We start from the raw sequence: 26330 nt of genomic DNA, 5'->3' as shown, positions 1-26330 counted from the left end.
TAAACACCTGGGTAACTAACTACTCATAGCGAATCTCACGATTCCTATACCCAGACTTATCTTTAATCTACCTTTCGGTAAACATTATTTCTTATTAAAATCTTCTTGAATTTTACTAGACCCACAGAAGATTGAACCTCTCCTCGACCAAAACTTTGAGCACTTATAATTGCTCAACAGTTAAACAAACATAATAGGATTTTTTGTTAATTAAAATTTAACTTATGCATAAAGGCAAAAACTTATGCACATTTTATCAACAATCGAGTAATGCTGTTCAAATACAAGCTTTTGCACTATACATTATTATGGAAGTTTAATACATACATTTTTCTTTTGCGAGAAGAATTGCAATGCATCCCATCCGCCCTCTCTTCCAACACCACTATTTTTGACTCCTCCGAAGGGGGTTCTGAGGTCACGGAGCAGCCAACAATTAACCCAAACGATACCAGAATTGAGTTGAGAAGATACCGAATGTGCTCGGTTCAAATTACTCGTCCACACGGTAGCCGCCAAACCATACTGTGTGCTATTGGCCATGGCTAAAACTTCTTCTTCTGTATCGAAAGCAGTAAGGGTGATTACTGGGCCAAAGATTTCTTCTTGATTGGTTCTACAATCAAAACTTAACCCTTCGATAATAGTGGGTTGAATATAATAGCCTTCTGAAAGTTCACCATCAAGTTTTACTTGTTTGCCTCCTGCTAAAACTGTTCCTCCTTCCGACTTGGCCAAATCAATATAAGAAAGCACTTTCTTCATATGCCCTTCTGAAACTACCGCTCCTAGGTTAATAAACTCATCAGCGGGATCACCTACTTTCAATTCATTCGTTTTTTTGACTAATGCCTGCTTAAATTTCTCATAAATAGGTCGTTCAATAAAAACTCGAGAACCGCAAAGGCAAATTTGGCCTTGGTTGGCAAAGCTTGAATGAACCGTAGTTTTAAGCGCTTCTTCAAAGTTGCAATCTGCAAATATGATATTAGGATTTTTCCCTCCTAATTCCAGCGATAGCTTTTTAAACATAGGAGCTGCTGTAGCGGCAATTTGTTTTCCTGTGGCTGTTCCTCCTGTAAATGAAATCAAAGGAATATCGGGATGTTCTGAAATGGCTTGCCCTACTTTTGGCCCTAAACCATGAACGATATTTAAAACGCCTTTAGGCAAACCCGCTTCAATGCATAATTCTGAAAGCAAAAAGGCCGTCATAGGCGTAATTTCTGAAGGCTTTGCCACCACCGTATTACCAGCAGCCAATGCTGGAGCAATTTTCCAAGTGAACAAATACAAAGGCAAATTCCAAGGCGAAACACAGCCCGCAACCCCAACAGGTGACCTTTCAGTATAATTAAAAGCCAGTCCATCGGTTTGATGGGCCTCCGTGTTTTCATGAAGAATAGCTGTAGCGAAAAATCTAAAATTGGATGATGCCCGTGGAATATCTACCCTCGTGGCCAATTTCACTGGCTTCCCATTATCTTTTGATTCTGCCTTGGCCAGCTTTTCTAAATTAGCATCAATCAGGTCTGCCACTTTGAGCATCAAACGCGAGCGCTCTTCTCGCGGAGTTGCAGACCATGTTGGAAAGGCATCCTTAGCCGCTTGAGTCGCCAATTGCACATCGCGCTCATCGGAGTCCGGAATTTCACCATACACCTTCCCCCGTGAAGGGTCGATGTTTTCTAAATAGCTTTTAGAGACCGGCTCAACTAATTGGCCATTGATATAATTCAGAATTCTTTCCATTGCTTCTACTTAAAGGCAGCCCGTTCTTCCGCCATCTACTGGCACATTGATTCCATTGATATAGCCTGCTGCTGGGGTGGCTAAAAAGGCTACCGCTGCCGCTATTTCGGAAGCTTCTGCAAAACGATGGGCAGGAATTTCTCGTTTCATTTCTTCTTCCACTTCCTCCGCGCTCTTGCCTAATTTCTTTGCTTTATTCTCAATAATTGAAGAAAGTCTTTGCGTAGCGGTTGCACCCGGCAACACATTATTTACGGTAATGCCATATTTACCCAACTCACCCGCCAAAGTTTTAGACCAATTGGCAACAGCTCCGCGAATAGTATTCGACACTCCTAAGCCAGGAATGGGCATCTTTACGGAGGTTGAAATGATATTGATAATTCGGCCGTAAGTCTGGTGTTTCATTCCGTCCACCAAAGCTTGGGTTAGTATGTGATTACACACCAAATGCTGCTCAAATGCATTTCTAAATTCATCTACATCTGCATTTAAAGCAGGGCCACCAGCAGGACCACCCGTGTTATTAATCAGAATATGATACACATTCCCTTCCGCAATATGGGCATCAATAATGTTCTTCAGTTCGTCAACTTTGGTGAAATCCGCAGTAAGGATTTGATGATTTTGTCCACCAGAAGAAAAAAGGGAATCTTTTACCTCGTTAAGTTTTTCAGTATTTCTAGCCAACAAGGTTACATTAACGCCCAAATTGGCCAATTCTTCGGCCACAGCTTTACCAATTCCTTGGGTGCTTCCGCAAACCAATGCTCGTTTTCCTTTTAAATTTAAATTCATAGCAATTGTGTATTGAGTAAAGTTACAAAATTGGAATTAGCCTTTCCCGAATTTCGTTAAATTCGCCAAGAACTAAATTGAACAGACCATGGGAGTAAAACGACCTTTCAACTTGCAAAAATGGATTGATGAAAACCGTGACTTGCTAAAGCCACCCGTTGGAAATAAAAACCTTTACCCCGAAGGCACCGACTATATTGTGATGATTGTAGGCGGGCCAAATGCCCGAAAAGATTACCATTACAACGAAACCGAAGAGCTTTTTTATCAGCTGGAAGGTGAAATAACGGTAAGAATTCAGGAAGATGGAAAAGCAGTAGATATCCCTCTAAAAGCGGGTGACATGTATTTACACCCAGCCAAAGTCCCCCACTCTCCTATGCGTTCAGAAGGTTCAATTGGTTTGGTCATCGAGCGGGTTAGAAAACCAGAGCATACCGATGGACTGATGTGGTTTTGCGATAACTGCAACAACAAACTCTACGACACCTATTTTAAACTTACCAATATTGAAAAAGACTTTCTTCCGCGCTTCCACGAATTCTACGGTTCAGAAGAACTTAGAACTTGTAATAGTTGCGGACATGTGATGGAAACGGATCCAAGATTCGTAAATAGTTAAGAGAAAATGAGTTAAGAGTGATCAGGTCCCTGATAACTAATTACTAATAACCAATACACTTTATGTTGAAGATAGACATGCACACCCACATCATTCCGGAACATCTGCCCAAATGGACAGAGAAGTTTGGTTATGGTGATTTCATTCATTTGCACCACCACAAAGAGGGGGCCGCCATGATGATGAAAGGCAGTAAATTCTTCCGTGAAATCCAATCCAATTGTTGGAATCCAAAAATCAGAATGGAGGAATATGCGCAGTTTGGAACACAAGTGCAGGTTATTTCTACAATTCCAGTTATGTTTTCTTATGATGCTCAGCCACATGACGGTCTGGAAATCAGTCGGTTTTTGAACGACCATATTGCCGACATCTGTCGAGACTACCCTAAGAATTACATCGGACTAGCCACTATTCCCATGCAGGATGAAGACTTGGCCATTCAGGAATTACACCGTTGTAAACATGAATTGAACCTGCCGGGCATTCAGATTGGCTCGAACATAAATGACAAAAACTTAAGCAGCGAACGCTTCTTCCAAATCTTTAAAGCTTGCGAAGAATTGGACATGGCTGTGATGATTCACCCCTGGAACATGATGGGCTTCCATAGCATTGAACGTTACTGGCTGCCTTGGCTGGTGGGCATGCCTGCTGAAACCTCAAGGGCCGCTTGCTCACTTATTTTTGGAGGTGTTTTGGAGCGACTTCCGAACCTAAGGTTTAATTTCTCTCATGCGGGAGGTTCATTCTTACCCACCATTGGCCGAATTGAGCACGGTTTTAACTGCCGCCCAGATTTAGTGGCCATTGACAATACCGTAAACCCACGAGAATACATTGGGAAGTTTTGGGTAGATTCTATCACCCACGACCCATTAATGATGAAATACATTTTAGAGATGCAGGGCTCTAAAAGAATCACCCTTGGTTCTGATTATCCTTTCCCTTTAGGCGACCTTGAAATTGGGGCCTTTATTGAGAAAATGGGCTTATCGAACGAAGTGGTGGAAGATATATTCTGCAATGCCACTTTGGAGTGGTTAAACTTATCTAAAGAACAATTTTTAAACTAAGCATTGAAAAATACAGCAATCACGTACATGGATTCGCCCTTGGGCGCCATCAAAATAGTGGGAGACGCAAACGCCATTAAGATGGTGGTTTTTGTGGATGAAATAGGAGAAGAGAACGAAGGGATTATTCCGTTGGTAGTGCGTAAATGCAAAAAACAGCTTCATGAATATTTCGTTGGGCAGCGCAAGCAATTCAACATTCCTGTAGCGCCAGAAGGCACCGATTTTCAACAACAAGTTTGGCAAAATTTGCAAGACATTCCTTTTGGAGTAACCAGCACTTATGCAAAGCAAGCTGTTAAATTGGGTGACATTAAAAAGATTAGAGCCGTTGGAACCGCCAATGGTAAAAACCCAATTGCCATCATTATCCCTTGCCACAGAATCATTGGGTCGGATGGAAGTTTGACGGGCTATGCAGGTGGGCTCGACAAAAAAGCTTGGCTATTAAAACACGAAAAGAGCATGCCTGGAATGGCACAAACCAGTTTATTTTAATGACTTACGAGAACACTTTAGCATACGCACAGTATTTAGACAAAAACGATCCGTTAAGAGATTACCGTGATCGTTTTCATATTCCAAAAGTGAATGGCAAAGACAGCTATTACTTTACTGGAAACTCACTTGGCCTTCAACCCAAAACCGCCAGAACTTATATTGAAGAAGAAATGAAAGGTTGGGAAACCTTGGGCGTAGAAGGACATTTTGCATCGAGCAAAAGGCCTTGGATGGAATACCATAAATTCAGCAAGGACGCTTTGGCCAGAATTGTTGGGGCAAAACCAATCGAAGTGGTTTCTATGAACAACCTTTCGGTGAACCTTCATTTGTTGATGGTATCGTTTTTCAAGCCTACCAAAACGCGCTACAAAATCATTTGCGAAGCTGGTGCCTTTCCTTCCGATCAATACATGTTCGAAACGCAGCTTAAATTTCATGCACTCAACCCTGGTGAAGCGCTGATTGAGCTCAAACCGAGAACGGGTGAGCATACGGTGCGCAATGAAGACATTTTAAGCAAAATAGCTGAAGTCGGTGATGAATTGGCTTTGGTACTTATTGGTGGCGTTCAGTACTATACAGGTCAGTTATTCGATATGAAAGCGATTACTGAAGCAGGTCAAAAAGTGGGAGCTAAAGTTGGGTTTGACTTGGCGCATGCCTTTGGCAATGTGCCTTTGCAATTGCACGACTGGAATGTGGATTTCGCTACTTGGTGTTCGTACAAATACTTAAACTCTGGCCCAGGAAACGTTTCAGGAATTTTTGTTCATGAACGATATGCCAACGACAGTTCACTCGACCGATTTGCGGGCTGGTGGGGTCACGATGAAAAGGAAAGGTTTAAAATGAAAAAGGGTTTCCAGCCCATGCCCGGTGCAGACGGTTGGCAACTGAGCAATGTAAACGTAATTTCTACCGCGTCTCATTTGGCCGCTTTGGAATTGTTTGATGAAGTTGGTATCGAAAAACTAAGGAAGAAAAGCCTGAAACTCACGGGCTATCTTGAGTTTTTGATCAAAGACATTGCGGGTGATTCTGGTATTTTCGAAATCATCACGCCTTCAGATCCTGAGCAACGCGGATGTCAGCTCTCCATTTTCTTCCATAAAGATGGCCGCAGACTTTTTGATGCACTGGCTGCTGCAGGAGTGATAGCAGATTGGCGCGAACCCAATGTAATCCGTATTGCGCCAGTTCCGCTTTACAACTGTTTCGAAGACGTATATCAGTTTGCTCATCTTCTAAAGAAAAACCTCTAAATGAAATAATCATGGATAGCCAGAAGCAAAGAATATCAATTTTGGGGGCGGGTCTTGTAGGCTCTTTACTTTCAATTTTCTTAGCGAAGAAGGGCTATTCTGTCACCATTTTTGAACGTAGAAGCGACATGCGTAAAGCGGGTGCCATAGGCGGGCGCTCTATTAACCTCGCCTTAAGCAGGCGTGGATTGAAAGCTCTGGAAGCCGTTGGGCTTAAAGAAAAAGTACAGGAAAGCTGCATTCCGATGCCTGGCCGAATGATTCATGATTTGGAAGGAAATCTAAGCTTTCAACCTTATGGAAAAGAAGGCCAATTTATTAATTCAGTTTCACGAGGTGGCCTGAATGAGTTATTGATGAGCGAAGCCGAAGCGCATGGCGTTGAAATTCGCTTTAATCATAAATGTGAAGAAGTAGATTTTGATACCGCCACCGCTCATTTTGAAAATGGTGAAAAGGTAAGTGCCGATTTTCTCTTTGGGGCAGACGGTGCATTTTCCGCTTTACGTTCGGCCATGCAAAAAACGGATCGATTTAATTACACGCAAGAATATATTTCGGCTGGCTACAAAGAACTGACCATGCCCCCCACGGCCAATGGCGATTTTGCTTTAGACCCCAATGCACTTCACATTTGGCCAAGAGGCGAATATATGCTCATTGCCTTGCCCAATTTAGACAAGAGTTTCACCTGTACCCTTTTCTTTCCTTTTGAAGGGAAAATATCTTTTGAAGCAATTAAGACAGAAGATGATGTTCAGCAATTCTTCGAAAGCAAATTCAAAGATGCACTGCCTTTTCTTCCTGAATTGAAAACCGAGTTTTTCGAAAACCCTACTTCGAGCCTGATTACCGTAAGGTGCAAACCTTGGGTAAAAGGGAATACGGCATTGATTGGCGATGCCGCCCATGCACTAGTGCCGTTTTATGGCCAAGGCATGAATGCTGGTTTTGAAGATTGTTTTGTTTTTAATGAATTGCTGGAAAAGCACGGAGCAATCAATCCTGCCCTACTTGCAGAATATGAGGCCTTGCGAATTCCTGACGGAAACGCTATTGCTGATTTGGCGCTCTATAACTTTATAGAAATGCGCGACAAAGTAGCCGACCCAATGTTTGTGCTGCAAAAGAAGATTGAAAAACGCCTCAACGAACTTTTTCCCAAAAAATGGGTGCCGCTCTACACCATGGTTACTTTTAGCGATTTCCGCTATTCCGAAGCCCATGCCCTAGGCAAAAAACAACAAGCCATTATGGACCAAGTGCTAGCCCAACCGAATATTGAGGAGAATTGGGAAGGTTTAGATTTTGATGAGATTGTGGGGAGGTTGTAATTAACTAAAGCCTAATTAAGGAATAGCAAACAGATTCTTTCGTTTGCCCAAAAGCAAACTCAGAATGGCGGTAGAACAGGCATTTTCAAAACTTCTAACTTCTATATTCCCTCGGGGTTTTGCCTGTTACTTCTTTAAATTTTCGGTTGAAGTTGGAGAGGTTGCTAAAGCCAGATTCGTAACAGACTTGGGAAATGGTATTGTCCTTATTGAGTAGGAGTTTGCAGGCTTGTCCTATGCGGTAATCGTTTAGAAAGTCAATATAGGTTTTGCGGGTGTGTTGCTTGAAATAGCGGCAAAAAGAGGCCTTGTTCATATTGGCCACTTCAGCTACTTCTTCCAGAGTAATGCGTCTGCCAAAGTTTTCTAGGGTGAAGCGGAAGATATCATCTAGTCGCCTTCCCTCTGCTTCTTTCACAGATTTTTGGGGCAACTCGTTCAGGTAAGCGATGCTTTCCTCGTGCCCGAACAAATGGAGTAATTCAAAAAATGCATTCAACCGTTTTAAGCCATTAGTTTCAAATACCTTTTCAAAAGCATTGAGCATTTGGGTTGAAAAATCATCCTTCACCCGAATACCTCTTTCCGCATTCTGAATAAACTGGAGCAGTTCTCTTATTTCAGGAAACAGCTTTGAAGTTTCTCTTAAATGTTCGGCACGAAAGAAAATAGACTTCGACAAGACCCGCATTTCCTGTTCGTAATATTTTTTGTCGCAACGAAAAACGTGAGGAACGTTGGAGCCCATCACAAAGATTTGGTCCGGTTTAAAACTCCCTAAATGATCGCCATGAATCAGCGTTCCTTCCCCTGAAATAATCCACGTAATTTGTATTTCAGAATGCTGATGCAGCATGTCATAGAAATACTGTTCGTCATCAGTTTGCAAGTAAAGCGATGAAGCTTCAGTTTTAGGGATTTTAAAGGGAAGTACTTTCACCTGTATTATTTAAGCCTAAAAATAAACCAAAGTTACCCAATTAGCAAATATCATATTAGTATTGGTGAATTTTCGCAAAGTTGTGCAGCAAAGACTCTCCTACCTTAGCCAAAAAAAACAACACGATGAAAGTAGCATGGCAAGGCGTTTACCCAGCGGTAACCACAAAGTTTACAAATGACGATAAGCTTGATTTAAAAATGTTCGAAACCAACATTCAAGCGCAATTGGCCGCTGGTGTTGACGGCATTATTTTAGGTGGCACTTTAGGTGAAGCCAGTGCACTATTGGAAGATGAAAAAGACACCTTAGTGAGCGCCACTGTTGATATGGTAGCAGGCAAAGTTCCTGTGATTATGAACATTGCGGAACAAACCACGAAAGCCGCCATTATTGCTGCGGAAAAAGCCAAAAAGAACGGAGCCAGTGGTTTAATGATGCTGCCTCCGATGCGCTATAAAGCTGACGATCATGAGACAGTAACTTATTATAAAGCGGTGGCTAACTCTACCGATTTGCCCATCATGGTGTATAACAACCCAGTAGATTATAAAATAGAGGTGACTTTAGACATGTTCGAGCAACTGGCCGAATGCGATAACATCCAGTCGGTAAAAGAATCTACCCGCGATATTTCAAACATCACCCGAATGATCAATCGTTTTGGCGATCGTTTCAAAATTCTTTCTGGCGTTGACACCCTCGCCTTAGAAAGTTTATTCATGGGTGCCAATGGCTGGGTAGCTGGTTTGGTGTGCGCTTTCCCAAAAGAAACCGTTGCTATTTACAGACTTCAGAAAGCTGGAAGACACGAGGAAGCTTTGAAAATCTACCGTTGGTTCTTGCCGCTATTGGAGCTTGATATTAACCCTAAACTGGTTCAAAATATTAAACTGGCAGAAGTAGCCACTGGCATTGGTACCGAAAATGTTCGTGCACCAAGGCTGGCACTTTCAGGTGCAGAAAGAAAGCACGTACTTCAGATTATCGAAACAGGAATTAAAACCCGACCTGAATTGCCAGACTATTTGAATTTGTAAATTGAAGTCAATTATTCGCGCAGCAAAAAACACAACATGATTAAAGGAACAAACTTTATAGGATCAACCCCTTCGAAAGAAGACACAGCACAACTCTTTGCATACAACCCTGCCAATGGCGAGGCCTTCCCTGAATCGTTTTCGGTGGCTACCACTTCTGAAATTGATGAAGCAGTAACCAAAGCAACGCAAGCTTTTCAAATCTACAAAAGCATAGCACCTGCAAAAAAAGCAGACTTCTTAGATGCAATAGCGGATGAGATCATGGCTTTGGGTGATGCCTTGATAGCAAGAGCTTGTGGAGAATCGGGTTTGCCTGAGGGTAGAATTCAAGGAGAAAGAGGTCGTACCTGTAATCAGTTGAAGATGTTTGCCAATTTGGTGCGCGAAGGCTCATGGGTAAATGCCACCATCGACACCGCAATTCCAGACAGAGCACCAGTGCCAAAGCCTGATTTGCGCAAAATGGAAATCGCCATTGGGCCTGTTGCCATTTTTGGTGCGAGTAATTTTCCGTTGGCATTTTCAACGGCCGGTGGCGATACTGCTTCGGCTTTGGCCGCTGGAAACCCGGTAATAGTAAAGGGACACGAATCACATTTGGGCACGAATGAAATGGTGTCGCAAGCGATTCTGAAAGCTGCACAAAAAACGGGAATGCCTGAAGGCGTTTTCTCCATGGTGAATGGCGGAATCCCTGTGGGTCAGCAACTGGTCAAGCATCCTCAAATCAAGGCGGTAGGTTTTACGGGCTCATTTAGAGGAGGAAAAGCCCTTTTCGATTTGGCCAACCAAAGAGACGAGCCTATTCCAGTATATGCAGAAATGGGGAGCATCAACCCAACATTTATTTTCCCTAACAAGCTAAAAGAAAACCCAGCCGATTTGGGAAAGACCGTAGCCGCATCGGTCAGCATGGGGGTAGGTCAGTTCTGTACCAATCCTGGTTTATTGGTGGGGATTCAATCGCCAGAATTGGAGGTTTTTTCTGCTGCGCTTTCACAAGCAATGGCCGAAACTGAACCATCCACAATGCTGAATAAAGGTATCGCTGAAAGCTATTACGCCAACAGAAAAGCGCTGTTAGAACAAAAAGGAGTAACCTTAAATGGAAACACGACAGAAACTGAAGGCAACCGTGGGCAAGGCTTAACCGCAACTGTTCCTGCTTCTGAATTTCTAAAAAACACAAAACTTCACGAAGAGATTTTCGGGCCATTTACATTATTGGTGATCTGCGAAAATGAAAGTGAAATGAAGAAAGTAGCTGAATCACTTCAAGGGCAATTGACAGGCACTTTACTGGCCACCGAAAGTGATATGACTCAAAACATTGAGACAGTAGACGCACTTGCTCAAAAAGTAGGTAGAATTCTTTTTAACGGAATGCCAACTGGGGTTGAAGTTTGTCCAGCCATGCACCACGGAGGCCCATTCCCTGCCAGCACGAATGGAAAATATACTTCTGTGGGTACGGATGCTATCTATCGTTTCACCCGTTCCATCTGCTTCCAAAATTGGCCTGATCAAATGTTACCAATAGAATTGAAAGCTGAAAACCCGATGGGTATTTGGAGAAAGGTAGACAATGAGTTAAGGAGGTAAGGGATTAATGAGTTAGGGAATTAAGGAAAGAATGAAATAGGGAATTAATGAGATAAGGGATTAATGAGATAGTAGAATAATGAATCAAGGAATGTAGTTAAGACACAAAACCACTACTTATTATGATCAGAAAACAATGGATAATTAACTTATTTATTCCTTCGTTTATTTCCTCATTACTTCATTATTCCCTTAATTCATTAAAAAAAGGTTATGGAAAAGGTAGAATTTATTGAAGCATTTAAAGTAAGAACTAAAAAACTAGCAGTAGGAATAATCAAGTTTTACGGTAAGTTAAAAAAGACAGACGCTACATACATTGTTGGAAAACAGCTTGTACGTTCAGTGACATCGACCGCAGCAAATTATAGAGCCGCCTGTATTGCTCGCTCTCAAGCTGAGTTTTTCGCTAAAATGTCAATTGTAAACGAAGAAGCCGATGAAACGCTCTTTTGGTTGGAAGTAATGGAGGAAGCAGATTTAGCACAACCAGAACAAATAGCGCCATTCAAAAGCGAGGCATTAGAAATAGTCAAAGTGGTCTCTAAAGCCAGAAAAAACACCAACCGTTAAAACATTGAATCATTAACTCACTAATCCATTTATTCATTATCTCATGAACCCATTATTTCATTATCCCCTTCTTTCATTAATTCATTAGTATGAGTAAGCGTTTTTTCTGCATCGATGCCCATACTTGCGGCAATCCAGTAAGACTGGTAGCTGGGGGCGGCCCTATTCTAGAAGGTGCTAATATGAGTGAAAAGCGACAGCATTTCCTTCGAGAATTCGACTGGATTCGAAAGGGATTGATGTTCGAACCACGCGGACACGATATGATGTCCGGGAGTATTCTTTATCCGCCCTCTGATCCTGCAAACGACATTGGGGTACTGTTTATCGAAACCAGTGGTTGCCTGCCCATGTGTGGTCATGGTACTATTGGTACGGTGACGATTATGATTGAGGAAGGTTTGGTTCAACCTAAAAAACCTGGGCACTTGAGGTTAGAAACTCCAGCGGGTTTGGTGAAAATTGAATATCAGCAGGAAGGGAAAAGAGTCACTTCGGTAAAGCTAACCAACGTGCCCGCTTATTTGGCGAAAGAGAATATCGAAGTTGAATGTCCTGATTTAGGAATGCTTAAAGTGGATGTGGCCTATGGCGGAAACTATTACGCCATTGTCGACCCTCAGGAAAATTATAGAGACATGGCCGATTACACAGCCATGCAACTGATTGGTTGGAGTTTGAAGATCAGAGAACGCATTAATGCAGAGCACAGCTTCAGTCACCCCGAAAACGACACCATTGGTGGTTTAAGCCATGTACTTTGGACAGGCGCTCCTGTTCAACCTAATTCTACGGCAAGAAATGCAGTATTTTACGGAGACAAAGCCATAGACCGATCCCCTTGTGGCACAGGCACTTCAGCACGAATGGCGCAATGGGCGGCCAAAGGAAAACTTCAGAAAGGCGATCAATTCGTTCACGAAAGTATTATTGGCAGTCAGTTTACTGGAAAAGTCGAAGATGTAGTTAAATTAGGCGCGTATTTGGGTATTACTCCGAGCATTGAAGGCTGGGCCAGAATTACGGGATACAATACAATAGTAATTGATGACGAAGATCCATACGCCTATGGTTTTCAGGTGATTTAGTAGATGGAAACAAAAAAAGTAATTGTGATTGGTGCAGGCATTGTGGGCCTAAGCACTGCCTATTTCCTTCGTAAACAAGGGGTGGAAGTCACCGTAATTGACAATACCGATGGTAATAGCAACTGCTCAACCGGAAATGCTGGATACGTTTCTCCCAGTCACCTCATTCCGCTTGCTTCACCCGGCATTATTAGTCAAGGCCTTAAATGGATGCTCAACTCTGAGAGTCCGTTTTATATTAAACCACGCCTCAATCGCGACCTGATAAAATGGGGACTTCTTTTTAAGAAATCGGCTACACCTAGCAAAGTAGATGCCGCAGCAAAAGTGCTTTACGATATGACCGTTCAAAGCCAGAACCTTTATGAAAAAATCATGGGGGAAGAGGGTATTGAAGCTGGTTATAAAAAGCCGGGGCTTTTAATGATCTGCAAAACCGAAACTGCCCTTCACCACGAAATTGAATTGGTGGAACTGGCTAAATCTTTTGGGCTTGAAGCCGAGGTTTTGAGTCGTACTGAAACCGAAACCATGGAGCCAAATGTGCAATACAATATGGCAGGTTCGGTGTATTTTGGTTGCGATGCCTGGATGACACCCAACGTTTTTATGCGTGAATTCAAACAGAAGTTAGAGCAAATTGGGGTCAAGTTTCAGTACAATACACAACTCGACCGAATCATTCATAAAGCAGGAAAGATTGATAAAATTATCACTTCAAAAGGAGAATTTTCTGCTGATGAATATGTATTAGCAGCTGGCTCATGGTCGCCAATATTGATGAAGCAACTGAAAGTAGACATTCCATTACAAGCTGGAAAAGGCTATAGCTTCACGCTTCCTAGCCCTGTTGCTATGCCAAAACTTCCCTCAATTTTGGTGGAAGGAAGAGTAGCCACCACCCCAATGATGCACGGACTTAGAATTGCGGGCACCATGGAAATTGCAGGTACTGGTTTGAACATTAATGAGCGCAGGGTGCAAGGCATCATTAAATCCGTAAAAGAGTTTATGCCTCAGTTTGAAGCACAAGATTTCTCTCAAATTGAAACTTGGGCAGGTTTGCGTCCGTGCACCCCCGATGGACTGCCTTATATTGGACGAACAAAAAAGTATAAAAACCTACTCGTAGGCACCGGCCATGCCATGCTGGGCTTCACTTTAGGCCCAATCACAGGACATATGCTTTCTGAGGAAATTTTGGGTAATAAACCAACTATTGTTTCTCATCTTCTGGAAGTTGAGCGCTTTGCCTAAAAAAAGTTTTCCTTTCAAACATTTGATGAAATAAGAATATACAACTAAAAAATAGCCTTTCAAGGGAATGTATTTGGAATTATGATGAAAAGTCTATTGTTTCACTTCGTATTTACTTAAGTACAACAAATCACCTCCTCAAAACATTTAATAGCCATCATAGTACTCCGTATTTAAAGAGAAACCTATGGGAAAAACCGTAGCAATTATTGGTTCGGGTGTGGCTGGTTTGGCTTGTGCTATTCGCTTGGCGAAGAAAGGGCACATTGTAACTGTTTTTGAAGCAAATTCCTATCCTGGAGGAAAACTAACAGAAATTAAGTTGGGCGATTACCGCTTTGATGCTGGGCCCTCATTATTTACTTTACCAGAAGAGGTTGAAGCACTTTATGAGTTACATGGTTTAGATGCAAAGGCTTATTTTGATTACAAAAAACTTCATTCTACCTGTAAATACTTTTACCCCGATGGCACTGAAATTAATGCGGCAGCTGATATAGAAGCGTTTAAAGAAGAAGTCCATCAAAAAACAGGAGAACCAAAAAAGAATATTGAAAAGGCTTTAAGAAAAAGCTCCTTCCTTTATGAATTTCTCGCACCATTATTTATGCACAAATCACTGCATAAGTTAAGTACATGGGTGAGTAAAAATGCCTTCCGATCGTACGGAAAATTATCCAAGTTCAATTTCAATCGCAGCATGCATCAGGTCAATCAAGCACGATTTGAGAACGAAAAAGTTGTGCAACTTTTTGACCGGTACGCTACCTATAACGGCTCAAACCCATATCAAGCACCGGGTACAATGAATATCATTCCACATTTAGAGTTTGGAATAGGCGCCTATTTCCCTACCAAGGGAATGCATGACATCACCCAAAGCTTGTATCAGCTTGCGTTGAAAGTAGGTGTTAAGTTTCACTTCAATACCTCAGTGAGCAAAATCACTTTACACGAAGGCAAAGCCAAAGGGATAGTAACCAAATACGGCTTTCATAAAACAGATAGAATAGTTAGCAACATGGATATTGTTGGAACTTATGAAAGGCTACTGAAAGGTGAACGGAAGCCCACTAAGCTCATTAATCAACCGAAATCAAGTTCTGCCCTTATTTTTTATTGGGGAATCAAGAAAGATTTTCAACAACTCGATCTTCATAACATTTTCTTTTCTAATGATTATGAAAAAGAATTTGAGCACATCTTCAACAAAGGAAGCGTTTACGAAGACCCAACGGTTTATATCAACATTACTTCTACTCAAAAACCAGACGATGCCCCAGAAGGTTGCCAAAACTGGTTTACGATGATTAATGTACCTAATAACCAAGGGCAAGACTGGGATGAGGTAATTAAAGAAGCTAGAAAAAACATACTGAAAAAACTCTCTACCCAGTTAGGCGAAGATATTGAGCCGTTGATTGAGGTAGAAGACATTTTAGACCCTATAAAAATTGAGGTTAGGACCTCATCTACTCAAGGTGCACTTTATGGAAATAGCTCAAATAACAAGTATGCTGCTTTTTTAAGGCACCCTAATTTCTCGAGCAGAATAAAGGGCTTGTATTTCTGTGGCGGAAGTGTTCATCCTGGCGGAGGAATTCCGTTATGCCTATTATCCGCCAAAATTGTAGCCGATAATTTTGAGTAGTTAACGCGAGGTAACCAAAGTAGAGTCTGACTGTTCTTCTAGGTTCTTGGCAAACAAGGTTTTGTATTGGTCGTATCGCTCAAAAATTTTCTTGACGTAGTTTACGGGTTCATCGCCTCGACAATAGCCAAATTGAACTACCGGGTCGGTGTAATATTTTTCGGTTGATTTAGCAATCAAATAATCCGCTACATTACCGTCCCAAACTTCGGGGTCACCCCCATACTTTTTGGTCAACTTTACGGCATCCATCACATGGCCTTGTCCTACATTATATGAACCTAGAACGAACTTCAATCGCTCCTTAGGATCTGACACTTTATCAGCCCAATAATCTTCCAGCCATTCTAAAAACTCAGTTCCAGCCTCTATACTTTCCTCTGGGTCGAAAGGATTTTTTACGTTGAACTGCTCAATGGAAATATCCGTAAGTTGTAATAGCCCTTTTGCCCCAGCCCATGACTCTACCTCCGGATCAAACTTTGATTCTTGATAGGCTAAAGAAGCCAACATCACCCAGTCTACAGAAAGGTTTTTGGCAGCCGATTTAAACAAATCATCGAAAGGCGAAATCATCGAACCTCCTACTGAGCTAAAGTCACTTTGTGCCCTTAGATTCTGCGACTTTCTATATTTAAAATAGCGGTCGTAGATCATGTTAAAATCGGGTGTTGCTTTCACCTCCCCCAACCAATAATCTATTGTATCTTTTAAAATAGGCGCATTTTTACGCACTGCCCAAGCAATTTTCTGAGGAAAACTAATGGCTGTTTCCACATCCAAATCTGGATAGTAAGTAGCATTAATCATCGCGATATCTTCATCGGCAATGGTATATTGAATTTCTCCTTCTGCCACCTTTTTAATCAACGCTTCGGTATCCATTACACCAATATCTTCAAGGATTATTATGTCTTCACCAATTTCATTCGATAAGTTTTTGAGTCTTTCAGAGAAAGAAGAACCCTTTCGCGTATGCACCTCTTTCCCACCCAAATCAAGTGGGTTTCTGATCATGCTTTCTTCAATGTCATGAAGCTTCATATTTCTCCAGCCCTCGGGTTTACGCTGTACCAACACTTGCCTTACCTCGGTATGACTCTCTGTAAACGCTACCCGTTCCGTACGTTCCTTGGTTACTGTTAAATGGTAGGCCATTACATCGGCTGCTCCTGTATTGAGCATAAAAAATGCTTCTTCAATATCCGATGTAAGCTTAATTTTAAGAGAAAGTCCTAAATCTGAGGCCATTCGCGACAAAAGGTCATATTCATAGCCCATAGGCTGACCTCTGTAAATAAAATATCCGGTAGAGCTATTGTCGACTACCGCTGTGAGCGTACCGCGTTCCTTAATATCGTTAAATCCAAGGTTGACTGGTTCAGCGCGCAACTCGGGCATAGCCTGTTGACCATTGCTTGTAGTAGCACTTTTTCGACACGATGAAAATAGAAGGAGCCCTGAAAACAGGGCTATAAAAATCACTAACGACTTTCTTTTTATCATATTCTCTCCTGATGGTGAGCAAGAACTTAAACCAGCCAAAGGGGCAAATCGTTCAAATTCAATAAGATAAAATAGTCAACAAATCGGACAGATCAAAATAAGCTGAACCTTATTGTCTATTTACATTTCCGCCAGAAAGCCTTTTAAGCTCAATTTCTGATAGCTTAACGTTGTATTGAGTGGTAATTTTTCTGATTTCTGCCTGAACCAAATTAATCTGCGCTTCGCGTAATTCAATTGCAGTTGAGTTTCCTACTTTGAATCTTTCAAGGGCAATATCATAGTTCTCTTTGGCGACTTCTAAGTTCAGTTCCTCAAGCTGATATAAGCGGATGTTGTTTCTGTAATTTCCATAAACTTTACGCACATCGGACTCTAATGACTGCGTTAGATCACGGATTTGAAGTTCAGCCACCTCTAATTGAATCTTGGCATTCTGTTCTCTACGCTTTAAATCAAAGCCATTAAATATATTGAAGTTAATGCCAGCACCATAGTTAAAACCCGTGGAAAGGTTACTTAAAACAGCTCCCGCATCAGAGTTTCTATCGTTATAAGTATAGCCAAAATTGACGCTAACCGTAGGGTATTTCTCAGCATTCAATTCTTTAATCTGTAAATAATTTACCTCACGACTTCTCTGTGCTCTTACCACAGCAGGGCTATTAAGGTTGGCCTCAGCCAGTACATCTTCTAACTGAATTGAGCTGTCAAAAGAAAAGCCAGAAGTGATTTCAAACTCGCTTTCTAAGTCTTGTCCCAATAACCTGTTGAGTTCTAATTTCACATTATTAATTAATTCTTGCTGAATCAGAAAGCTAGATGAGTCGGAGTTATAATCTACTTGTGCCTGAAGGTAAACTAATTTTGAAGCCTTACCCACTTCGTATCGGGTATAAGCCAACTCTAAACGCTGCTTACTTAAATCTAAGGCATCTTGAAATACTCGAGCTCTTTCTTGCTCCAACACCACTCTGTAATAGGCGTTAGAGATAAGTGCAATGTTATTTTCTATCTGAATTTGTAAATCATCTTCCCCCAATTGGGCTTGTGCTTTCAGTCGATCGCGGGTATGAAACATTCCCAAACCATCAAAAACTGTCCAGTTTAGGGTCGGAGAAATATTCAAGTTATTGGTCTTGGCATCCTTAATCTCTCTGGTTTCGTTACTGTTCGCCAATTGCTGGGTTACATCTGTATTACTGTACGATTTATTCGCAGAAATTCCGAAAGTAGGCAACAATGCACCATAGCTCATATCAGAGTTGTTGGCACTTGTTTCTGCTGATTTCTTTGAAATTTTAATCGACAAGTTATGTTCAAGACCCAACTGTACGGCCTCGGTAATGGTTAGCGGTTCTTGTGCACTTACTTTTACTAAAGCGAAAAAGAAGAGTACTAATGCTATTTTCATTTTCATAATTAGGCAGTCGTTCTTGAAAGTCTACTTTTTTTACTGGTGAAATAAGTATAGATCGCTGGAATCACATAGAGAGTTAATATTGTAGAGAAAATCAACCCACCAACAATGGCCACACCCATAGAAACCCTACTTTCGGCACCAGCGCCAAGCGCTAAGGCTATTGGTAAAATTCCTAAAATGGTAGAAAGAGAGGTCATCAAAATAGGTCGGAAACGTGATTTTGCGGCATCTAAAACAGCATCGCGAACACTTAATCCATCGGCTTTTCTTTGATTGGCAAATTCTACAATTAAGATTCCGTTTTTAGACACGAGCCCCACCAACATAATGATACCAATTTGGCTAAAGATGTTTAGTGACTCTTCGTACCTCCAGATTACAAGCAAGGCTCCAGCTAAGGCGAGAGGCACCGTAAACATGATGATCAGAGGATCCACAAAGCTTTCGAACTGAGCAGATAATACCAAGTAGATCAAAATCAAGGCAAATCCGAATGCAAAGTAAAGGCTGTCTGCGCTATCTCTAAATTCACGAGATGTTCCTGCCAAATCCGTAGTAAAAGATTCATCTAATACCTCTTTAGCAATGGCATCCATTACGTCAATTCCTTGCCCTGTGGTTACCTTTGGCGCCAAACTGGCCGAGATTGTTGCTGCAGCAAATCTATTGAAACGATACAGTTGCGGTGGCGAACTATTCTCTTCAAGACTCACAAGGTTATCCAACTGAATCAATCGTCCATCAGATGACCTAACGTACAATGCCTTTAAATCCAAAGGATCATTTCGGTTGTCTCTATCTACTTGCCCAATAATTTGATATTGCTTTCCGTCTAAAATAAAGAAACCAAACCTTTGACCCGCTAAACCTAACTGTAAAGTTTGAGCCACATCTCTTACCGAAATCCCTAGCGTTCGAGCCTTTTCTCTATCAATTTCGATAGTGATTTCCGGTTTAGTAAATTTCAAATTCAAGTTCACAAAAGTAAACTCTGGAGAATCTTGCGCTTTGGCCATAAATTCTGGCAGCACTTCCTTCAGCTTTTCCAAATTTGGAGCTTGTATTACGTACTGTACAGGGAATCCGCTACTTCTTCTACCACCAATAGTCGCTGGCTGAGAAAGTGAGGTTCTGGCCTCGGTATATTGTGCTAAAATTGGAGTAAAGTCATCCATAATTTGCTGTTGACTCCTTTCTCGTTCCGAAGGATCTTTCAGCATAATCGTAATTCTAGCGGAGTTCATAGAACTGTTTCCAAAACCAGGCGAGGTAATCGTAATCAAGGCCTCCTTTTCCGGAATATGTTTGTCTACAGCACTGATAATGCTGTCAACATATCTATCCATGTACTCAAAAGTGGCTCCTTCTGGACCTGTTGCATTGGCACTTAACGAGCTTCTATCTTCTAAAGGTGCAATCTCTTCTGGTATTCTATTTCCAGACAAAAAGAAAACAATCATTCCTGCAGATAGCAAAATAATTACGAATGCCATCCACCTCATATTCATAAAGCCATCCAGTGAATTATTGTAAGCTCGGTTGAGACTTACAAAGAATGGCTCGGTTTTACGGTAGAACCAGTTCTTTTTCTCTGATTTCCTCAGAAGTTTAGAACTCATCATTGGAGTAAGCGTAAGTGCCACAAATGACGAAATTACCACTGCCCCTGCCACTACCAGCCCAAATTCTCTAAAGAGTCGACCGGTAAGGCCCTGAAGGAAAATCACAGGCATAAACACCGCTACCAAGGCTACTGTAGTAGAAATTACAGCAAAGAAAATCTCGTTCGTTCCTTTAATACCAGCCTCTTCAGGCTCCATTCCTCCTTCAATTTTGGAGTAGATATTTTCAAGCACCACAATGGTATCATCTACCACCAATCCAATGGCCAAAACGATTCCTAAAAGGGTAAGAACGTTAATGGAGAACCCAAAAATGTACATTACGAAAAAGGCTCCAATCAATGAAATTGGGATGGTCAATACAGGAATCAGGGTTGTTCTCCAATCTCGTAAAAAGAGGAAGATAATAACCACTACCAGTGCAAAGGCAACAATAATGGTTTGCTGTACTTCACTAATTGATTCTCGAATATATTCGGTATTGTCAAAACCTATCCCTAGTTCAATATCTGCAGGAAGGTCTTTCTTTATCAGTTCTATTCTTTCATAAAAATTGTCTGCAATCTCGATACTATTAGAGCCCGGCTGGGTTACTACTGCAATACCCACCATTGGCACACCATTTCTTTTCAGAATTGTTCTATCATTTTCTGGGGCAAGTTCAGCCCGGCCAATATCTCTAAAACGAACAATGGTTCCGCCTTCTTCTTTTACAATTAGGTTGTTAAACTCCTCAGGAGAGTTAATTCTACCGATGGTACGAACTGCGATTTCGGTACTATTTCCTTCCACCGCGCCTGAGGGTAACTCAACGTTATCACGGCCTACGGCATTTTGAACATCTAATGGGGTAAGTTGGTAGGCGGCCAATTTATCTGGATCCATCCATAAGCGCATTGAATAACGCTTTGAGCCCCAAACCTGAACTGAGCTAATACCCTGAATGGTCTGAACTCGTTCTTTAAAAATGTTTTCTGCCAGAAGTGTAAGGTCGAGCAGATTTCTCTCTTTACTCGATATATTCAAAAAGATAATTGGGCTGGCATCTGCATCGGCCTTTCGTACCGTTGGCGGCTCTACATCGGGAGGCAACCGCCTTACTACTCCAGCTACTTTATCCCTTACATCGTTAGTTGCAGCTTCCAAATCAACGCCTAAGTCGAATTCAGCAGAAATTGAACTTCCACCATCACGGCTTGTTGAAGTTAGGGTTTTAATACCCGCAATACTGTTGAGCGCTTCTTCAATTGGCTCGGTAATTTGAGCTTCAATAATTTGAGCATTGGCGCCAGCATAACTCGTAGAAACGGAAATTACAGGAGGATCCACACTAGGAAACTCACGTACTCCCAAATAGCTAAAACCAATTACCCCAAAAATCACGATGATGATATTCATCACCATGGCAAGTACGGGGCGCTTGATACTGATGGTTGATAAACTAGACATGCTTTATTGAGTTAAAGATGAAATAGAAATAGCAGAACCTTGTCTTATCTCTAATAATCCAGAGGTGATTACTGTATCCTGTGGACTTAGTCCTTCTAAAATCTGAACAGAACTTTCAGTTCTAAGACCAATTTTCACTGGCACCGACTGCGCTTTTCCTCCCTTAGCTACAAATAACATATGGCCATTCAATTCAGGAATTACAGAAATAGCAGGAACCATTAAGGCGTCATTTACAGACGACATGATCAATTCAATTTTAGCAAATTGCCCTGGCAAAAGCTTTCCATCTTCATTACTCGAAATAGCCCTCATTCTTAGGGTTCGGGTGTTCTGATCGATTTGTGGTTCGAAAGCGTAAACTGTTCCTTTAAAAATCTCTGTTGATGTTTCGGTTTCAAATTGGATTACATCGCCTACACTTACGATAGAAGCATATTTACCTGGTATGGCAAAGTCAATCTTAACAGGGTCTATACTGTAAAAACTCGTGATGTTTGTACTGTTTGTAATATAGGCTCCTTCACTGATTTCTCTTAAGCCTAGAATACCGTCAAAAGGAGCTATGATGGAAGTTTTCGCTAATTGTGCTTCTATCACCTTAATGTCAGCTTCGAGCGTATTTAGATTGGTTAATGAAATATCGTATTCCTCTTGGCTAATGGCTTCTTTGTCCAACAATAGTTTTTGTCTGTTTTCACTATCTACAGCCAGCTTTTTACTGAAACGCAGTTTTTCCAATTGCGCCTGAAGTTCATCGTCTTTCAGACTCACCAATAAGGTGCCCTTTTTTACCTTTTGGCCTTCCTTAAAATGAACCTTGGTGACCAAGCCAGAAACTTCACTTTTAAGTTCAATAGATTCGTTAGGCAAAATTGAACCTGTAACCTTAATTTTATTTTCTAAAAGTTTTGGTGTAACCACTACACCACTCACCGGAAGTGCCGATTTAGCCCTTGACGTATTTTGCGCTGAGGCTTCGGTATTTGCGCTACTGCCAGTAATTTCATCAAATCGAGGGTAAACCGCCCATGCTGCAACCGCCAAAATGATTATCAAGACTAGAATTATTCTTGATGTTTTACTCATTGTAATAAATAGTTAGGATAAGGAATGTGTTCTTATAAATGCTATTGAAAGCTTATTAAATTCATCGGGTTGCTCAACGTTGCATACATGCCCGCAGTTATTCAATATATTTAACCACGCATTTTTATGATGTGAAACTAACTTGAGCACTTGTGGAAGGAACATATAGTCTTCATCACCCATTAAATAAAGGGTTGGAGCTGTTGTTTCCTTCTCGTTAAAATATTTTAGTAATGGATTAATGTTATTTGTCAACTTAAACCATTTCATAAACTCATGCTGACACAGCCTTTTGGCCTGTCCAATAAATAGATCTCTGGATTCGGCATTTCGCTTTCTTGGCATAATAATCCAAGCAAAAAGTTTGTAGAGCCAAATAAAAGGCACAAATCTTTTTAAAGCGTTACCCACGCCCACTAAAAATTTAGACCTAACATTTAAACGCGTTACAGCTCCTCCCAAAACAAGAGACTTCACCCTTTCGGGGGCAATTTCACAAAGTGTTCGAATAATTATTGTACCCAGTGATATACCAACGAAGTGGGCGCTTTTGATTTTGAGATGATCTAATACTTCGATAATATCTTTACTGATATTCTCAAAGTTATGGTCGTTGGTAAAGTAACGCTGAAAAGCTTCTTGAGATTTACCATGCCCTCTTAAATCGATCAAGAGCACATTAAACTCGCTTTTAAAGCTTTTTATCTGACGAAACCAAATGGAAGAACTCCCCCCGGCACCATGGATAAAAGCTACCCATTCATCAGATTGATTATTTCGATATGTTTTATAATATAGCAAGGCTTCGCAATTAGAGGCAAAACTAACCTAAAGGTTTAATTTTTGTTTAACCGTTTGAAAAACTTAAAGGTTCAAACCTAAAACTACCAGTTTAAAGCATCTTAGATCAGTTACTTTTATCGAAGAAGTGAGCAAACAATCCCCTTCCGATTAAACAAAAAAGCCATCTCAGGTTACCCCGAGATGGCCTCTTTATTATTCTTAGAAATTTACTCTTAGAAGTTAATTCTCAAAGTAGCATTCCATGTTGTTCCAAAACCAAACCATACTGAGTTTCCATAGTCGATTCCTTTCCATGCAGGAGCAGATTCATCAGCTCTGTGGATGTTAGTATTTGATTCAGAGATGTAAAGTGTGTTGAATAAGTTGTTAACGTTCACTCTGAAAGAAGATGAGTTACCTAACAAATCAAATCTTACTGTACTACCTAAGTCTACTAATCCGTAAGAAGGCAACTTAAGTGCTCCTTTGTTATTTGGTTGTAAGAAGTCAGTATTGTTAATTGAGTAGTCAGCATAAAGACCATCAACAAAGCGGTAAGCTAAATCAAAGTTCAATTTTCCAATTTTGTATTCAGCCTCAAAGTATGAAGTAAACTGAGCGGCATCACCAACTTTAGCATCTTTTACATAAAGCGTAGCGTTACCAACTGACTGATTTTGATCGTTGAATACTGTGGCGTTAAAGTCCTTTGTGTATTTCCAATCACCTGCAGACACCATACCTTTGAATTTCAATTGGCTGTTATATCTGTACTCTGCCTCAAGCTCAAGACCCATGTGACGAACGTCAACATCTTTGAATTGAGCAGTTCCGTCAATACCACCTGGAAGTGATACTCCTTGTGAAATAAATCTGTTACCCCAGTTAGTAGAGTAAGCATTCACATTGATTTTCAAGTTATTGTTCACAAAACCATAACCCAACTCAAGAGAAGTGATCTCTTCATTTTGAAGATCAGTATTTACGTCATTAGCAAAGCCAGGGAATACTGCATCGAACAATGGTTGTCTAGAGATGTAACCCGCATTGAAGAAAAAGTTAGATCTTTCATCAAGGTTATAGTTCGCACCACCTTTAACATATCCACCACCAATGTTTTTCTTTTCAGAAATTGGGTTTGCTGGTTGATCAAAGAAATCTTCTCTTCTGAATGATTGGTTAGAATATCCAGCTTGTAATACAGCAGTAACAGAAGACTGATTATTATATTCAATCAAACCGTTAAAACCTTGCCATCCCACTTTACCAGTGTTGAAGTAGTCGATTTTTTCTCTTTCTAAACCAGTGTTTCTGAATGGAGAAGCAGAAATAGTTACGTTTTGGATTTGACCAGCAGAGTTAGCGTTACCAGTTGAGTAATATCCATCAAGACCCATTAAATTCTCAAGAGATCTGTAGTGGAAACCAGTGTAGCTTCTTAAATCAACACCTACAGAATATCTCCAGTTGTCTTTTGTAATATCTAAAGTAGAAATACCGCCTACCCAGTTGTGTGAGTTCATTGAAGCTCTTCTTACTAGTACAGCTCTATTTACTCCATCATTTCTAAAACCATTAGAACCAATTAACTGACCTTGGAAACCAGAAATTGAACCTGTATAAGGAGATGTAGTACCTCTGTTTACTGCAATTACATTATCAAAGTCGATAGAACCGTCAGGGTTTCTTGAAGCAGCACCTTTGCCATCTTCTAGTAAGTGTTGAGTTAAATCAATATTGAAAGGGTATAGGTCGATATCTGAGTTACGGAAGTTATTTCCTCTTGGTCCAGTTCCTCCTCCTCTACCGGCAGAACCGTAAAGTGATGTTGCTAATGTTACATCATTAGAAATATCCCAATCCCAGTTAAAAGTTGCTAAAGGCTTGTTATAGAAGTTTCTTCTCATGTTGAATTCTTCACCACCTAGCTCACCAGCATCCGTATTCCACTTTCTGTCAACACCTGACTCACCAAAATTAATGTAGTCACGGATAGATACCCAGCTACTTCTTTGGTGGTGCCACTGACCAGCTCCTAAAACTGAAAGGTTAAGGGCATGGCTTGATCCTTCTGGAGCATAACCAACTGCCGCAAAGTAATTCCAACCTTCACCAGAAGTTCCGTTCACATAACCGTTACCAGACCATCTGCTCAATAAGAATGAGCTTGCCCATCCTCTATCATTTTTACCAGTGTTGTAAGACGCTGAAGTTTTTACATAACCATCGTTACCAATACCTTGAGTAAGCGTTCCTCCTTCTTCAACTTCCGCAGCTTTAGTAAAGATAGAAACAGTTCCTCCTACAGATGGAACAGCTAATCTTGAAGCACCAAGACCTCTTTGGATTTGGATACCAGAAGCAACGTCAGTCATTCCTTGCCAGTTACTCCAATAAACCCAACCGTTCTCCATGTCGTTCACTGGTTGTCCGTTGATCAAGAAAGAAGTATTGCTTTGGGTAAAACCTCTCAAAGACAATCTTGAGTCACCGTATCCTCCACCTTCTTTTGTGGTATAAACACCAGGAGTTCTGTTCATAATCTCAGGAAACTCCATGTTACCTACCTTTAAAGTAATTTCAGAAGGAGCAATAGTTGTAATTGCTACAGGAGTTTCTCTCTCTTTCGCAACGTCAATCACGTTAGACGTAATAACAATTTCACCTAAAAGGTTAGCTTTTGGAACAAGCGCTACTATCATTCCTTCTTTTGCTACCATTTCCATGGTCTCAAAGCCAATAAATGATATCTGCAAAGTTTCTCCTGCACTAGCACCTTGTAATTTGAAAGAGCCATCAAAACCAGAAATAGTTCCTGTTTGAGTCCCTTTAATAACTATTGTAGCACCCTGTAATGGGTCTTTTGATTCCGCGTCAATAACCTTTCCGGTTATCTGAGCGAATGCTGCTTGAGATGCCAGTATAAGCACCACACTTAGTAAAAATTGTCTCATAA

The 26330-nt window shown here is 41.0% G+C and carries 20 protein-coding genes; 11 read left to right on the top strand and 9 right to left on the bottom strand.

Features of this window, described 5'->3' with window-relative positions; genetic code table 11:
* Window positions 1-306 precede the first annotated feature (306 nt).
* Together MB14_RS04765 and MB14_RS04760 are read right to left on the bottom strand one after the other, a co-directional pair.
* Window positions 307-1752, bottom strand: a complete 1446-nt coding sequence (locus tag MB14_RS04765; protein WP_062589637.1) for an aldehyde dehydrogenase — start codon at window positions 1750-1752, stop codon at window positions 307-309.
* A gap of 9 nt (window positions 1753-1761) precedes the next feature.
* Window positions 1762-2550 carry an SDR family oxidoreductase gene (locus MB14_RS04760; RefSeq protein WP_062589635.1) on the bottom strand — a complete coding sequence of 263 codons (789 nt, stop codon included), beginning with the start codon at window positions 2548-2550 and terminating at the stop codon, window positions 1762-1764.
* Between the two features lie 88 nt (window positions 2551-2638).
* On the opposite strand from MB14_RS04760, the gene MB14_RS04755 reads away from it, so the two are divergent.
* The 5 genes from MB14_RS04755 (at window position 2639) to MB14_RS04735 (ending at window position 7348) form a co-directional block, all read left to right on the top strand.
* Entirely contained in the window at window positions 2639-3172 is a 534-nt protein-coding gene (locus MB14_RS04755; RefSeq protein WP_062589633.1) for a 3-hydroxyanthranilate 3,4-dioxygenase, read from the top strand.
* Between the two features lie 62 nt (window positions 3173-3234).
* The gene (locus MB14_RS04750; RefSeq protein ID WP_246032639.1) at window positions 3235-4248 is read left to right on the top strand and encodes an amidohydrolase family protein; all 1014 of its coding nucleotides are present in this window, start codon (window positions 3235-3237) and stop codon (window positions 4246-4248) included.
* Between the two features lie 3 nt (window positions 4249-4251).
* Window positions 4252-4746: a methylated-DNA--[protein]-cysteine S-methyltransferase gene (locus tag MB14_RS04745; protein WP_246032638.1), complete on the top strand. Its 495-nt coding sequence runs from the start codon at window positions 4252-4254 to the stop codon at window positions 4744-4746.
* A complete protein-coding gene (gene kynU / locus MB14_RS04740; protein WP_062589628.1) occupies window positions 4746-6014 on the top strand; it encodes a kynureninase in 1269 nt (422 codons plus the stop codon). Before MB14_RS04745 ends, kynU begins: the two co-directional genes overlap by 1 nt.
* An 11-nt stretch (window positions 6015-6025) precedes the next feature.
* On the top strand, window positions 6026-7348 hold the full coding sequence (locus MB14_RS04735; RefSeq protein WP_062589626.1) for an FAD-dependent oxidoreductase: 1323 nt from the start codon (window positions 6026-6028) through the stop codon (window positions 7346-7348).
* Between the two features lie 94 nt (window positions 7349-7442).
* Here the strand turns inward: MB14_RS04735 and MB14_RS04730 are convergent, their stop codons facing one another.
* Window positions 7443-8288: a helix-turn-helix domain-containing protein gene (locus tag MB14_RS04730; RefSeq protein WP_062589624.1), complete on the bottom strand. Its 846-nt coding sequence runs from the start codon at window positions 8286-8288 to the stop codon at window positions 7443-7445.
* A gap of 125 nt (window positions 8289-8413) precedes the next feature.
* Between MB14_RS04730 and MB14_RS04725 the strand changes: the two genes are divergently transcribed.
* The 6 genes from MB14_RS04725 (at window position 8414) to crtD (ending at window position 15502) form a co-directional block, all read left to right on the top strand.
* A complete protein-coding gene (locus tag MB14_RS04725) occupies window positions 8414-9328 on the top strand; it encodes a dihydrodipicolinate synthase family protein (RefSeq protein ID WP_062590138.1) in 915 nt (304 codons plus the stop codon).
* 36 nt (window positions 9329-9364) lie between these two features.
* The gene (locus MB14_RS04720; RefSeq protein WP_062589622.1) at window positions 9365-10933 is read left to right on the top strand and encodes an aldehyde dehydrogenase (NADP(+)); all 1569 of its coding nucleotides are present in this window, start codon (window positions 9365-9367) and stop codon (window positions 10931-10933) included.
* A 213-nt stretch (window positions 10934-11146) separates the two neighbouring features.
* Window positions 11147-11506: a four helix bundle protein gene (locus tag MB14_RS04715; RefSeq protein WP_062589620.1), complete on the top strand. Its 360-nt coding sequence runs from the start codon at window positions 11147-11149 to the stop codon at window positions 11504-11506.
* Window positions 11507-11595: 89 nt separating this feature from the next.
* Window positions 11596-12594, top strand: a complete 999-nt coding sequence (locus tag MB14_RS04710) for a 4-hydroxyproline epimerase (protein WP_062589600.1) — start codon at window positions 11596-11598, stop codon at window positions 12592-12594.
* 3 nt (window positions 12595-12597) lie between these two features.
* Window positions 12598-13851, top strand: coding sequence for an NAD(P)/FAD-dependent oxidoreductase (locus MB14_RS04705; RefSeq protein WP_062589562.1), 1254 nt, complete (start codon window positions 12598-12600; stop codon window positions 13849-13851).
* 187 nt (window positions 13852-14038) lie between these two features.
* Window positions 14039-15502, top strand: a complete 1464-nt coding sequence (gene crtD / locus MB14_RS04700; protein ID WP_062589507.1) for a 1-hydroxycarotenoid 3,4-desaturase CrtD — start codon at window positions 14039-14041, stop codon at window positions 15500-15502.
* On the opposite strand, the gene MB14_RS04695 is transcribed toward crtD, so the two are convergent.
* The 6 genes from MB14_RS04695 to MB14_RS04670 form a co-directional block, all read right to left on the bottom strand.
* Window positions 15503-16903, bottom strand: a complete 1401-nt coding sequence (locus tag MB14_RS04695) for an MltF family protein (protein WP_165899492.1) — start codon at window positions 16901-16903, stop codon at window positions 15503-15505. It lies immediately after the preceding gene.
* 214 nt (window positions 16904-17117) lie between these two features.
* Entirely contained in the window at window positions 17118-18422 is a 1305-nt protein-coding gene (locus MB14_RS04690; protein WP_165899491.1) for a TolC family protein, read from the bottom strand.
* Between the two features lie 8 nt (window positions 18423-18430).
* Complete coding sequence (locus MB14_RS04685) at window positions 18431-21502, bottom strand: efflux RND transporter permease subunit (protein WP_062589488.1); 3072 nt, start codon at window positions 21500-21502, stop codon at window positions 18431-18433.
* 3 nt (window positions 21503-21505) lie between these two features.
* Window positions 21506-22591, bottom strand: a complete 1086-nt coding sequence (locus tag MB14_RS04680) for an efflux RND transporter periplasmic adaptor subunit (protein WP_062589451.1) — start codon at window positions 22589-22591, stop codon at window positions 21506-21508.
* 12 nt (window positions 22592-22603) lie between these two features.
* The gene (locus MB14_RS04675) at window positions 22604-23392 is read right to left on the bottom strand and encodes an alpha/beta fold hydrolase (protein WP_062589389.1); all 789 of its coding nucleotides are present in this window, start codon (window positions 23390-23392) and stop codon (window positions 22604-22606) included.
* Window positions 23393-23607: 215 nt separating this feature from the next.
* Window positions 23608-26328, bottom strand: coding sequence for a TonB-dependent receptor (locus MB14_RS04670; RefSeq protein WP_062589387.1), 2721 nt, complete (start codon window positions 26326-26328; stop codon window positions 23608-23610).
* Window positions 26329-26330: the final 2 nt, after the last annotated feature.

This window comes from Roseivirga ehrenbergii (genome assembly GCF_001593005.1).
GTDB lineage: Bacteria > Bacteroidota > Bacteroidia > Cytophagales > Cyclobacteriaceae > Roseivirga > Roseivirga ehrenbergii.
The sequence above is the reverse complement of the archived record's forward strand: the minus strand, read 5'-3'. Positions and strand labels throughout refer to the sequence as shown.

What these genes read in the sequence shown, in the direction of transcription:
- MB14_RS04695 (WP_165899492.1), bottom strand. Translation starts at nt 16,903, where the DNA reads ATGCCCGAGTTGCGCGCTGAACCAGTCAACCTTGGATTTAACGATATT.
- MB14_RS04735 (WP_062589626.1), top strand. Translation starts at nt 6,026, where the DNA reads ATGGATAGCCAGAAGCAAAGAATATCAATTTTGGGGGCGGGTCTTGTA.
- MB14_RS04765 (WP_062589637.1), bottom strand. Translation starts at nt 1,752, where the DNA reads ATGGAAAGAATTCTGAATTATATCAATGGCCAATTAGTTGAGCCGGTC.
- kynU (WP_062589628.1), top strand. Translation starts at nt 4,746, where the DNA reads ATGACTTACGAGAACACTTTAGCATACGCACAGTATTTAGACAAAAAC.
- MB14_RS04670 (WP_062589387.1), bottom strand. Translation starts at nt 26,328, where the DNA reads ATGAGACAATTTTTACTAAGTGTGGTGCTTATACTGGCATCTCAAGCA.
- MB14_RS04720 (WP_062589622.1), top strand. Translation starts at nt 9,365, where the DNA reads ATGATTAAAGGAACAAACTTTATAGGATCAACCCCTTCGAAAGAAGAC.
- MB14_RS04725 (WP_062590138.1), top strand. Translation starts at nt 8,414, where the DNA reads ATGAAAGTAGCATGGCAAGGCGTTTACCCAGCGGTAACCACAAAGTTT.
- MB14_RS04690 (WP_165899491.1), bottom strand. Translation starts at nt 18,422, where the DNA reads ATGAAAATAGCATTAGTACTCTTCTTTTTCGCTTTAGTAAAAGTAAGT.
- MB14_RS04705 (WP_062589562.1), top strand. Translation starts at nt 12,598, where the DNA reads ATGGAAACAAAAAAAGTAATTGTGATTGGTGCAGGCATTGTGGGCCTA.
- MB14_RS04685 (WP_062589488.1), bottom strand. Translation starts at nt 21,502, where the DNA reads ATGTCTAGTTTATCAACCATCAGTATCAAGCGCCCCGTACTTGCCATG.
- MB14_RS04710 (WP_062589600.1), top strand. Translation starts at nt 11,596, where the DNA reads ATGAGTAAGCGTTTTTTCTGCATCGATGCCCATACTTGCGGCAATCCA.
- MB14_RS04750 (WP_246032639.1), top strand. Translation starts at nt 3,235, where the DNA reads ATGTTGAAGATAGACATGCACACCCACATCATTCCGGAACATCTGCCC.
- MB14_RS04715 (WP_062589620.1), top strand. Translation starts at nt 11,147, where the DNA reads ATGGAAAAGGTAGAATTTATTGAAGCATTTAAAGTAAGAACTAAAAAA.
- crtD (WP_062589507.1), top strand. Translation starts at nt 14,039, where the DNA reads ATGGGAAAAACCGTAGCAATTATTGGTTCGGGTGTGGCTGGTTTGGCT.
- MB14_RS04755 (WP_062589633.1), top strand. Translation starts at nt 2,639, where the DNA reads ATGGGAGTAAAACGACCTTTCAACTTGCAAAAATGGATTGATGAAAAC.
- MB14_RS04760 (WP_062589635.1), bottom strand. Translation starts at nt 2,550, where the DNA reads ATGAATTTAAATTTAAAAGGAAAACGAGCATTGGTTTGCGGAAGCACC.
- MB14_RS04680 (WP_062589451.1), bottom strand. Translation starts at nt 22,591, where the DNA reads ATGAGTAAAACATCAAGAATAATTCTAGTCTTGATAATCATTTTGGCG.